Below are 12,630 nucleotides of genomic sequence, written 5' to 3' on the forward strand. Positions count from 1 at the left end.
CCCACCTATCAACGACTGACGGATTCAAGCTTCCAGATATTATTCACGTAATCACGAATACTACGGTCAGAACTGAATTTACCAGTAAGAGCCGTATTCAGAATCGCCATCTTCGCCCAACGTGCTTCGTCTCTGTAGGCATGATCGAGATCCTTTTGCGCATCAATATAAGAGGCAAAATCCGCCAGCACTAAGTAAGGATCACCACCATTTAAAAGGCTATCGTAAGTGGCTTTTAGCTGACCAGGAATACCTGGAGTAAACTCCTCCCCTACTAACAGGTCAAGCGAGGCTTTTAGGAGTGGATCCGCATTGTAATAGTCATACGGGTTGTAACCTTTTGCCCTGAGCTGTTCTACTTCATCCACTTCAAGGCCAAAAATGAAGATATTATCGTCACCAACCTCTTCACGAATTTCAACGTTCGCCCCATCCATCGTACCTATCGTCAGGGCTCCGTTCATTGCCATCTTCATATTACCGGTACCAGACGCTTCTTTACCCGCTGTCGAAATCTGTTCAGAGACATCGGCAGCCGGAATCATCAGCTCAGCAATGCTGACGCGATAATCAGGAACGAAGACAATTTTTATTTTGTCATTAACTCTCTCATCTGAATTTATCTTCTCAGCGATTTTATTAATTGCGAAAATAATTTCCTTCGCTAAGTAGTAACCGGGTGCAGCCTTAGCACCGAAGAAAAATACCCGGGGAACCATATCAAAGTCGGGATCATTGAGAAGCCGGTAGTACAAAGACAGAATATGAAGCATATTTAGGTGCTGTCTTTTGTATTCATGTAAGCGTTTGATTTGCACATCAAAAATGGCGTTCACATCGAGTTTAATCCCCATATGTTCACTTACCCAATCGGCTAAGCGTTGCTTATTTTCTTTCTTAACTGCCATGAATTCCTTCTGGAATTGAGTGTCATCAGCGTCTTTGGCTAATGCCGCCAGTTCTTCCAGTTTGGTTGGCCAACCATCGCCGAGTTTGTTAGTGATTAAGGACGATAGACCAGGATTACAGAATTGAATCCAGCGTCGAGGGGTAACCCCATTGGTGACGTTTTGTAGCTTGCCCGGATATAACTCGTTAAATTCAGGAAACAGATCCTGCTTAACCAATTCAGAGTGCAACGCGGCAACACCATTAACGGCATACGATCCGACCACACTCAAGTTGGCCATACGCACCATACGGTGGAATCCTTCCTGAATAATGGATAGTTTTTGTTGCTTAGACACATCCCCTGGCCATTTAGCCCGAACTTCTTCCAAGAAATGGAAGTTGATGTCATAAATAATTTCCATATGCCGAGGGAGCAAACGCAAGATCAGAGACTCATCCCAGGTTTCAAGCGCTTCAGGCAATAGTGTATGGTTGGTATAAGCAAATGTTTTGCTGCAGATCGCCCAGGCGTCATCCCAACTCATACCTTTTTCATCAATAAAGATACGCATCAGTTCAGGAATGGCGATCGTAGGATGGGTATCGTTCAACTGGATGGTTTCATGTTTAGGTAAATCTTCCAACGCATATCCCGCCGATTCATGACGACGTAAAATGTCGCGAATTGAAGCGGCACTATGAAAATACTGCTGCATTAAACGCAGAGTTTTACCTTTCTCATGGTTATCATTTGGATACAGTACTTTGGTAATGTTACCTGCATCGATCAGGGCATGCTGAGCCTCGAAGTAGTTTCCGTTATTGAAGCTTTCAAGGGAGAAAGGCGCTATCGCCCGACATTCCCATAATCGCAATGGATAGACGGTATCACTTTTGTACCCTACAACCGGTAAATCCCAAGGCATCGCTTTTACTGTCATACCCGGAACCCAAACTTTTTTATCAACACCATTCTCGTTGACGACTTCTACATACCCATAAAAGCCAATTTGCTGCGCGAGATCAGGACGAGGTACTTCCCAAGGATATCCTTGAATACCACACCATTCATCAGGAGCCTCTTTCTGCTGACAATTTTCAAAAGACTGCTTAAACAGACCATATTCATAGTGCAAGCCATATCCCACAGCTGGATATTCCTGCGCGGCCAAGGAATCCATAAAGCAAGCCGCCAAGCGACCTAACCCACCATTACCCAAAGAAGGATCCCTCTCCTCTTCTAAAAGATCGGTGAGACTCTGGCCCATATCTTTCATGGCATCGTCGATCAACTCATAGACACCCATGTTTAGCAGATTATTCCCTGTAAGGCGTCCGATCAGAAACTCCAGAGAGAGGTAGTTGACACTTTTTGCCCCAATGATGTTTTGGTCTTTTTCAGTTTGGATAAGGTCAAGAGTGGTGAGTTCTGCCAAAGCACGAGACATGGCTAAATACCATTCCCGAGATGATGCAGTTTCTGGTGTCGTCGCATAGGTTGATGACAAGTGACGCTTAACGTTTTCTTCAAATAACACTTTATCAAATTCTTTCTGCATGACCGGCTTCATGGGTGAACCTCGCTAATTATTAGAGCTGACTTCACCATCCATGCTGCCACATATCGTAGGAACGTCATCCCCCCTTTTACTTAATTAAAAGAATTAGATCACAGGCGTAGAAGAGATTAAATGGCATCTTTTTATGACATAAATCACATAAAAAGGCCAAATACAAATTCAATAAGATTTATTTATTTCATTCAAAGGAAAAAACAGGGGATATTAAGGAGGAAAATATGACTAATTTTCATACATATCTGCACTATATGTGACTTTAATCACATTATTATTTGAACAAAAAATCATCTCATCGAATTAATTCTGTATAGTTTTATTAAGATTAAGTAAATACACCGCACAAAACGTGACATAAATCACATATTAAGGCGTAGAAGCATTCCATCTAGGATTGGTGTAATTGATGACAGAGATAGGCAGAGGACTAACATTGACCCGTTCAGAGCAAGTCACAATACCATCTAACATTAGACTTATATCTGTCCATGCGCCAGCAGGATACGGAAAAACCACTTACGTTAAGCATCTCTTGAGAATGTCAGAACACGTAACCTGGTATTCTCTGACACCACTAGACAATGACAACACACTCTTCTTTGAGCAATTCTTATCCTCTGTACAAACTGGGTTACAACATCTATTACCCCACACTTTCAACCAGTTAAATGAATCGACTAACGTCAAGCGTTTATGCCGGGAGTTGATAAAAGAACTGGCCGAGCTTGGACAAAGCCTTATCTTAGTCATTGATAACTTTCACTTAATATCACAGAGAAAGATTCATGACTTTATTAATCAAATTCTACATTCGAAAACACACCACTTAACGCTTTGCATCATAGGACGGGTAGAACCGGCAGTTCACTCAGCTCCGCTCAAGATCAACGGTGAATTAATCCATATTGATAGGAACTCACTTACCCTCAGCGAAAAAGATATCGATACGTTTCTTACCAGCAACTACCCATCAGCACACCTAACACATGAGGATACGAGATTACTAAGCGATTACTGTCGCGGCTGGATATCCCCTTTAATTTTGATCATGGATGATGTCGCTCGAGATCCAGCCTTATTAAAGCTAGCACATCAGGAAGGTATTCATAAATTACACTGTGCAGCGTTGAATCAGTACATCGAGAGTGAAATTTTCAGTTTATTCAGAAGAGGTATAGGGAATCTTTGTCTCCAATTGACGCTGTTACCGCAATTTTCCCAACAGCAATTAGAATTCCTTTGTCAATTGAACGGACTAAACGCTGAGAAAGTCAAAGACGAATTAATGAAACTTGATTTGATTGAGAGAAACAAAGAGCAAATCCATCGCTATCACTTTCACCCATTATTTCGTCAATACTGCGATGTGCATAGATTAGCCCATCATTCGGCTCGCTCAGTGATATTGCTCTCTCAGGCTGTTGACTCTTTAGTAAATGAAAATCTCGTCGTTGAAGCGGTACAGATCGCCATAAAATATGAATTGAATGAGAAGTTGCTGAGTCTTATCGAGAACGCAGGCTGGACATTACTGAATAATCTGAATTTTGTCATTCTCAAGCAAGCCCTAGAAACTATCCCTAATCAAACACAAAGAAACAGAGAGCTGAATCTACTCTCATTGTGGTTGGCCGTCTCATTAGGCCATGAAAGTCAGGTCGAGGATAAGTTAAATGATAATCAAGCACATAATGATTGGCCACATGGAGACCACGAATATACGGCTCAAATCAACGTGCTAAAAGCTCATATAGCCCTGACACACGATCAAGTAGACACGGCCATGACCTGCGCTGAAGACGCCTTGATCAACCTTGATCATGCTTCCTACAGAGCGCGATGTATAGCGACATCGATAACGGGTAAAGTAAACCAACTCTATGGCCGTCTTGAACAAGCATTATCGCTAATGCAGCAGACCGAACGCTACGCTCGCCAATACCGACTGCCAGAGCAAATACTGTCGGCATTGATTCAACAAAGCGAAATATATTTGGCTAAAGGGTTATTGAGTACCTGTGAAGACACTCTAAATAAAGCCTCTGACCTGATGAACGACTATCACTTTCCTTGCGGTAGTCTATATCACAAACTGATGACCAAAATTCGTACCGAGCTTTATATTGAAACCGGAGACTTAACCAAAGCGCGTAAATGGATTCAAGAAAGCCTAAAGGCAGATGAAAGTCCTCTACTTCGTATTTGTCTGGCAAAAACGGAATTACTACTGCAGAGACAACAAGATCTGTCTTCAACGCTCATTCAATGTCCAGATCCCAGCTCTTCGGAGATCCATCCAGAGTGGCAGAGCTATACTTCTGAGGTTTTTCTATTTTCTTGGGCATATCTTAAAGAGAATCAGACCAGCATTACGCATTGGCTTTCACAGGCGAACAAACTAAGTAATCCAATCAATCACTTTAGCCAGAGAAATCATAGAAATATTGCTCTGGCTTATTTGTATAGCGGGGATTTATCACAAAGTGAGCAGTTACTTACTACTGCAATCACAAATGCTAAAGACCTTGGACTATACATTGATTTATACCGAGACTTAGTCTTAAGAGCACACCTTTACTCTGAACAATCAAAAGACGATCTGGCACTGGAAGAATTCAAACAGGCCATAAAACTCAGCAGCAAACTGAATTGCTATGGATACTATTTGCTATTCACTCCTTGGGTAGAAATCTTTGTTGATCAATGCCTAAACGATCAATCAGCAGATTTTACACGAATCGAGCTACATCATTTAGAAAGAATAAATACGATGCTTGAGGTGAGTTCCAATAATATTGTAGAGCCCTCACAAATGCATGCCAGCCAGTTATCAAGCAGAATAATTCAGTATCAAGAGGCTCAAGGAGCAGCTCTTACTCAACGGGAAGTATCAATACTTTGTTTGATTTACTCAGGATGGAAAAATGACGAGATTGCAAATAGCTATGATATTGCCCCATCTACAGTCAAAACGCATATTAGAAACCTGTACCAAAAACTTGGCGTCATAAACAGAAAGCAAGCAAAGCAGCTAGTTGATACGATCCTAAATAGTAGATAACAAAACGGGCTATCTCTCGATAGCCCGTTTACATATGCTTAAAAGCGACTGTAAAGCTTATACAGCGATAGGGATTAATTCTACGCCTAGCACTATACTTACACCCATTACAACAATTAGAGACGTTTTGAAGACGGATTTAGACCAATCAACAAGATTATCTTCATTCATACTTCTAAAGGTTACTCGAGTCCACATGAAACAGACCGCCGCGGCAACAGCCAGATACTCATATCCAGTATTACCGAAAACATACAACGCAAGTGCCAGCAAGTTGAACAAAACAACATAAGCCATCATGTGTTTTCTTGCTTTTTCGATTCCGTCCACCAGAGGTAAAACAGGAATGTTTGCATTTGCGTAGTCTTTCATACGGAACATTGCAATTGCGTATGAGTGAGGCATTTGCCAAATACAGAATAGCAGGAACAAAATAACCGCTTCTAAACTGATGTAGTTAGTGACAGCTAAATATCCTACTAACGGTGGTACAGCACCAGAAATGCTCCCTACTAAAGTTCCATACACCGATGTACGCTTGTACCACATCGTGTAAAAGAAAACGTAGAAGACATACCCAAGCAACACAATAACCGCGGATAACGGATTCGTTGCTTGGTAAAGTATCGCTGTGCCACCCAGTAGCAACACAAGAGCATAGATGAAAGCGTGGTCAACATTAATGTCACCGATGACCAGAGAACGGTTTTGCGTACGCGCCATTCTACTGTCTATATCACGGTCAAAAATATTATTGATCACACAACCAGATCCAATCACCAATGCCACACCCACTAGGGTATAGAACAAAAGTAATGCTGAAGCTGGTTCTGATTTCGCGGCCAGAAAAAATCCGGCCGCGGTTGAAATCAGGTTCCCTACTATGATTCCTGGTTTTGCGATAGAAAGGTACCCTTTAAGCATATACCGAACCTACATTGCCATGTTGATGTTGAGGTTCCACATAATCCAGATAGAACCTACAATCAAAATCAAAACAACCAGTGCAGCAAACACTAACGAGATAAAGTTCCAGCGTCCTTCCTCTGTCTTTACTTCCATATGTAGGAAATAAATAAAGTGAACGAATACTTGAACAATCGCACAAGCAAACAAAATTGCGTAAGTCGTACCTTGCGATAAGCTCTGAGTTGCCGCGTAGTAGAACGGAATAATCGTCAGGATAATAGAAGCAACGAAGCCAATGATGTATCCCTTAGAACTTGATTCTACGTGTTGATTACTCATTACATCACCCCTACTAGATATACGAATGTGAATACACAGATCCAAACGATATCAAGGAAGTGCCAGAATAAACTTAGACAGTTAAAACGTACTTCCATCGTTTCAGTAAGACCCTTCTTGCTTAGTTGCCATAGACAAGTAGCAAGCCAGATCAAACCAAATGTAACGTGAAGACCGTGAGTACCAACCAACGTAAAGAACGCAGACAGGAACGCACTGTGGTCAGGACCGTGACCATTAGCAATCAAGTGATGAAACTCATAAATTTCCATACCGATGAAGCCAGCACCAAGGATAAACGTAACGATCATCCATAGTTTTAGACCACCAATATTTTTACGTTTCATCGCAATCACACCGAAACCAAACGTAATACTACTTAGAAGCAGCAGCATGGTTTCAACGAATACGAACGGCAGTTCAAAAATATCTTTACCGGTAACGCCACCCGCAGTGGCGTTTTCAAGTACTGCATAGGTTGCAAACAATGTTGCAAACAAAATACAGTCACTCATCAGGTAAATCCAAAAGCCAAACAGCTTATTACCACCAGCGTCGTGATGGTGATCGTGATCGGCAGCTGAATTAGCGTGCATATTTAGCCTCCACGTCTTTATCATTCTTTGCTGAAGCAAGTTGCTTCGCCTTTTCGACATTTGCTTTGTGTTCAGCCTCAATTTTCTTGATTTCGTCAACTTCTACGTAGTAGTCAACGTCATCGTTGAAGCTATGTTTGATACACGCAACGATGATGCCCACAAAACTAATTGCAGCAAGCCACCAGATATACCAAATCATCGCAAAACCGAATACGAGTGACAGAGCAGAGACGATCACACCTGTACCAGTATTTTTTGGCATATGAATACGTTCGTACTCGTCTTCACGATCTAACGTGAATTCACCACGCTGTTTCTGATACCAGTAAGAATCGATTTCATTACCTTTAGGTAGAACAGCAAAGTTATAGAATGGCGGTGGAGAAGAAGTCGACCACTCTAGAGTACGAGCATCCCATGGGTCACCAGTAAGATCGCGATTTTTCTCACGGTCGCGAATACTTACGATGAACTGAATTGCCTGACATAGCACACCACATGCAACCAGAGCCGTACCAAACGCAGCTACTGCTAGGAATGGGAAGAACTCAGGGTTGATGTTTTGGCTGATACGACGAGTCATACCCATAAAGCCAAGAGCATATAGAGGCAAGAACGCAAGGATGAAACCAATCAACCAGAACCAGAAAGCGCGACGGCCCCATGTTTCATTAAGCGTGAAACCTGTCGCTTTAGGGAACCAGTAAGTGATACCAGCAAAGCAACCGAATACAACACCACCGATAATAACGTTATGGAAGTGAGCGATTAGGAACACACTGTTGTGAAGAACGAAGTCGGCACCTGGGACAGCCATCAGTACGCCTGTCATACCACCAATAGAGAACGCGATTAAGAAACCGATCGTCCAAAGCATTGGTGTTGTGAACGTAATACGACCTTTGTACATGGTAAATAGCCAGTTGAATATCTTAACCCCAGTAGGAATCGAGATAATCATCGTAGCAATACCAAAGAAGGCGTTCACGTTTGCACCGCCGCCCATCGTAAAGAAGTGATGCAGCCAAACGATGAATGCAAGGATAGTAATTACAATCGTTGCCCAAACAAGTGAAGTATAACCAAATAGTTTCTTACGGCTGAATGTAGCGGTAACTTCAGAGAAGACACCAAATACAGGCAGAACAAGAATATATACTTCAGGGTGACCCCACGCCCAGATAAGGTTGACATACATCATCATGTTGCCGCCCATATCGTTGGTAAAGAAGTGGAACCCTAGGTATCTATCCAGCGTTAGAAGTACGATTGTTACCGTCAAAATTGGGAAAGAGATAATGATCAGGATGTTTGCACATAGAGATGCCCAAGTGAATACAGGCATTTTCATCAGTGGCATATCCTTTGTTCTCATCTTAAGAATCGTAACAAAGAAGTTAACACCAGTAAGCGTTGTACCTACACCTGAAATCTGCAGCGCCCATATCCAGTAATCAACCCCGACCCCTGGACTTGCTTGAATTCCAGATAGTGGTGGATATGCTAACCAACCGGTACGACCAAACTCACCTAAACCCAAAGATAGGTTTGTTAGGATGACACCAACAACAAACAGCCAAAAGCTCAAGTTGTTTAGGTATGGGAACGCAACGTCACGAGCACCAATTTGCAGCGGTACTACAAGGTTCATCAGGCCGATAACCAAAGGCATCGCCACGAAGAAAATCATAATAACGCCGTGCGCTGTAAATATTTGATCGTAGTGGTGCGGCGGTAAATAACCAGCTTCACCTGCAGCCGAAAGCGCCTGTTGACTACGCATCATTACCGCGTCAGCAAAACCACGAATCAACATGACCATTGCAACAGCAATGTACATAAAACCAAGTTTTTTATGGTCTACTGATGTAAACCATTCGCTCCATAGATACTGCCACTTACCCATTTTAGTGACCAAGCCAACTACTGAAATGCCCACAAGAGCAATGACAGTCAGCGTGATCATGATAATTGGCTCATGATATGGAACGGAGTCTAATGTTAATCTACCAAACATAATACCTTACCCTTCGTGTCCAGCCATCGCATGTGAATCGCCATGCTCAGCTTTAGCATGATCGTCACTTTCGTGCTTCATGTTATCCATGTCACCATGCTCTTTACCGTCATGAATCATTCCACCTTCAAATTGAGTTACAACTGAAGAGAAAAGATCACTTGGCACATTAGAATAGTAAGTGACAGGAACTTTATGGCTTGGAGCAGCCAGTTTGCGATAATCGGCAAAGTCGTTAATCGCTTGAGGCTGTGACTTAACTTCATTTACCCATTGGTCAAATCCAGCCTGATCTTCATAGGCTTTAGCGGTAAATTTCATGTCAGAAAAACCGTCGCCACTGAAGCTTGCTGAAATACCTTTATATTCGCCAGCGTGATTAGCGATAAGGTGTAAACGAGTTACCATTCCTGGCATAGCGTAGATTTGGCTACCTAAACGAGGAATAAAGAAAGAGTTCATGATGTTATCAGAGGTAATTTTAAACTTAACCTGAACATCTTTAGGAAAGGCAACGTAGTTAACAGTAGCAATCTTCTGCTCTGGGTAAATAAATAACCATTTCCAATCTAGTGAAACCACTTCTATCGTCATTGGCGCTTTTTGATTATCCAATGGTTTAGAAGGTTCTAGATGATGAGTTGAACGCCACGTTATTGTCGCCAAAATAGCGATAATAATGATAGGGATAGTCCAAACAACAAATTCGATTTTTGTTGAGTGTGACCATTCCGGCGCATACTCTTCTTGCGTGTTACTTGCCCTGTATTTATAAGCGAAGTATATCGTCATCAAAATTACTGGAATAACGACGATGAGCATGAGCAAAAGCGCTGTGATAATCAGTTCTTTTACTTCAACACCCACTTCACCCTTCGGATCAAGTAGCGCAAATTTACACCCGGAGAGCATCAGTACTGCTAACAGCATTCCTGCTCTCGATATGACGTGTTTATATCGTGAGGCTTCCATTTACTTTACTTTCTCTTTATTGATTTAGCAGAAGAGGACAACGGTTATAACAAAGTGCTGACCATCCACCTGCGAGTAATTGTTAGAGTTTTGGTATTATTGAGCTTGAAACTTGTTCAAAAACCAACCAAATCAAAGTTAGTATAGGAGATAAAAACCATAATTTTTACCAACATACAAAAAGATTAGTGTGTTTTTTCACAGAGTTTTTACGGAAAAAGTGAAGATCACTTTTCCGAGGGCTAGCAGTTTAAAGTGCAAACAAATGTTACGCAAATATTTGACAGTTATAAAAAAGACACACAAATAATATGGTATATGTGTTAAATCTTTGTTTTATATTGACTTTAATCAATATTTTACAGTCGATTTTTTTTTCTTTTTTTTATGTCTTTAGAATAAAAATTTAAAATTTGAGCCACATCACAGCAATGAGTTGCAAAAAAGGCCTCGTTGCGAGGCCTTTGTGTCATAAGTTCAATGAATAATTAAATTATTCAACGATTTCAGCGTTATGATAAACCTGCTGAACATCATCACAGTCATCTAGCATATCGAGAAACTTCTGAAACTTCTCTGCGTCTTCACCAGACACTTCAGTTTGTGTCTGAGGAATAAATGTAATCTCTTCAACATCAATCGCTAAATCAGGATAAGCTTCGTTAAGCGCTGTTTTCGCTTTGAAGAACTCAGTATTAGGTGCAAATACAGTGATAACACCATCTTCGAGTTCAATATCAGCAACATCAACGTCCGCCATCATCAACGTTTCTAACACATCTTCTTCGTCATCACCTGCAAATTGAAAAACAGCACGATAATCAAACATGTGAGAAACAGTACCAGGACTTCCGATTTTAGCACCGGTCTTCACGAAGCACTGACGAACATCTTGGAATGTGCGGTTACCGTTATCAGTTAAACAATCAACAATAACGCTAGCACCGCCAGGACCAAAGCCTTCGTAACGTGCTGGTTGATAATCTTCACCACCACCGCCACTTGCTTTATCCAACGCTTTATCAATAACGTGACTTGGAACCTGATCTTTCTTCGCTTTAGCAATTAGGTGCTTAAGAGAAAGGTTCATTTCTGGATCTGCACCACCATTCTTAGCGCTGACATAGATCTCTTTTCCATACTTGGAATAAACTTTAATTTTTGCGCCTTGCGTTTTCGCCATTGAGGCTTTGCGCACTTCAAAACTTCTTCCCATTGGGATTTTCTCTCTAGTTCAGTTTAACGCGAGGGTTTTAACAATGAGAGGAACTCTCATTATAAGGAGCTCGTTTTAGGAGACACCCATGATTTTTTTGTAATGCTCTAATGACTCTATAAACCAGTCTTTGTCCTGCTCTTCACGAAACGAACGAAGCTTACTATTGACTTCATCAACTGTTGTTTTTCCTTGTTTAAGCTGCCAAACGATATAAGAGGCCTGTTTATCCAATTCAATTCTCAGACGGTCTTGTGAGCTTTTATTTGCAAGGTTAAATGACATAGTTGAGTGAGTGATCATTAAAACGAAGTGTGAAATATACCATACGTTGGGAAAAAAATAAGCGAGAAAACATCGCAGACATGGAAACTACCGTAAAAAAGTTAGAGAAACACAAAAAAAGAGTGGCTCCGCCACTCCCTTAGTATTCTTGTCAGTCTTCGCTCTTCAAACGTATTGATTAATGCAGTAACCCTAGCTCTCTGGCTTCTTCAATGGTTAAACCACTTTCTTTAATCTCACGTAGTGCTTCGATACGACGTCTTGCTTCAGCAGACTTCACGCTACTTTTTACGGGTTTCTCTGCCTGCATTTCATCAGCCAAATCCCACTTGTTTGCGATATCAGTCATTTCATCATGGTTAATAGAATTAATGGACATATTCACCTCCGAAAAAACCATGTTTAAGACAAGATGATATATAACTTATTGTCAAAAGTGATGTTAAGAAAAATTGATCGATATTGTGACGTCTGTATTAGATTAGACAGATTATTAGAGAGAGGGGTATGAACTATTTGCTAAGGTCAAAAACTAACAGTACAGTTAAAAAATTCCCCTAAAAAAACCGAGGTTGTTTTATATCAATTTATCAGTATTCGGGACAAAAAAAGCGAGCTATAAAGCTCGCGAATGTGCTAAGTATGAATATAACAATATGAGCCTATCAGCTATAACTTAGATAGGACAAAAGGTTGTCTTTCGAGTTAGATACTACTCGGTCGATCCCTTGTTTCTGTCAACTACACGTCAGAAAACCCCTACA

At 41.3% G+C, this 12,630-nt stretch carries 10 protein-coding genes; 1 reads left to right on the forward strand and 9 read right to left on the reverse strand.

The window, feature by feature from the left end:
* Positions 1-8: 8 nt before the first annotated feature.
* Positions 9-2,462 (reverse strand): glycogen/starch/alpha-glucan phosphorylase, encoded by a 2,454-nt coding sequence (locus tag EES38_RS03030; RefSeq protein WP_124935677.1) that lies wholly within the window; start codon positions 2,460-2,462, stop codon positions 9-11.
* Between the two features lie 412 nt (positions 2,463-2,874).
* Between EES38_RS03030 and EES38_RS03035 the strand changes: the two genes are divergently transcribed.
* The gene (locus EES38_RS03035; protein WP_124935678.1) at positions 2,875-5,529 is read left to right on the forward strand and encodes a LuxR C-terminal-related transcriptional regulator; all 2,655 of its coding nucleotides are present in this window, start codon (positions 2,875-2,877) and stop codon (positions 5,527-5,529) included.
* Positions 5,530-5,586: 57 nt separating this feature from the next.
* Here EES38_RS03035 and cyoE read toward each other — a convergent pair whose 3' ends face one another.
* The 8 genes from cyoE to EES38_RS03075 form a co-directional block, all read right to left on the reverse strand.
* Entirely contained in the window at positions 5,587-6,453 is an 867-nt protein-coding gene (gene cyoE / locus EES38_RS03040; RefSeq protein ID WP_124935679.1) for a heme o synthase, read from the reverse strand.
* Positions 6,454-6,462: 9 nt separating this feature from the next.
* On the reverse strand, positions 6,463-6,777 hold the full coding sequence (gene cyoD / locus EES38_RS03045; RefSeq protein ID WP_124935680.1) for a cytochrome o ubiquinol oxidase subunit IV: 315 nt from the start codon (positions 6,775-6,777) through the stop codon (positions 6,463-6,465).
* Positions 6,777-7,373 (reverse strand): cytochrome o ubiquinol oxidase subunit III, encoded by a 597-nt coding sequence (gene cyoC, locus EES38_RS03050; protein WP_243694139.1) that lies wholly within the window; start codon positions 7,371-7,373, stop codon positions 6,777-6,779. Before cyoC ends, cyoD begins: the two co-directional genes overlap by 1 nt.
* Positions 7,363-9,393: a cytochrome o ubiquinol oxidase subunit I gene (gene cyoB, locus EES38_RS03055; protein WP_124935682.1), complete on the reverse strand. Its 2,031-nt coding sequence runs from the start codon at positions 9,391-9,393 to the stop codon at positions 7,363-7,365. Before cyoB ends, cyoC begins: the two co-directional genes overlap by 11 nt.
* A 6-nt stretch (positions 9,394-9,399) precedes the next feature.
* Entirely contained in the window at positions 9,400-10,365 is a 966-nt protein-coding gene (gene cyoA, locus EES38_RS03060) for a ubiquinol oxidase subunit II (protein ID WP_124935683.1), read from the reverse strand.
* 493 nt (positions 10,366-10,858) lie between these two features.
* Positions 10,859-11,581, reverse strand: a complete 723-nt coding sequence (locus EES38_RS03065; RefSeq protein WP_124935684.1) for a YebC/PmpR family DNA-binding transcriptional regulator — start codon at positions 11,579-11,581, stop codon at positions 10,859-10,861.
* 75 nt (positions 11,582-11,656) lie between these two features.
* Positions 11,657-11,866 carry a DUF3283 family protein gene (locus EES38_RS03070; protein WP_166434198.1) on the reverse strand — a complete coding sequence of 70 codons (210 nt, stop codon included), beginning with the start codon at positions 11,864-11,866 and terminating at the stop codon, positions 11,657-11,659.
* Positions 11,867-12,044: 178 nt separating this feature from the next.
* A complete protein-coding gene (locus tag EES38_RS03075; protein ID WP_124935686.1) occupies positions 12,045-12,245 on the reverse strand; it encodes a PA3496 family putative envelope integrity protein in 201 nt (66 codons plus the stop codon).
* Positions 12,246-12,630: the final 385 nt, after the last annotated feature.

It is taken from the genome of Vibrio viridaestus (genome assembly GCF_003856525.1).
Lineage (GTDB): Bacteria > Pseudomonadota > Gammaproteobacteria > Enterobacterales > Vibrionaceae > Vibrio > Vibrio viridaestus.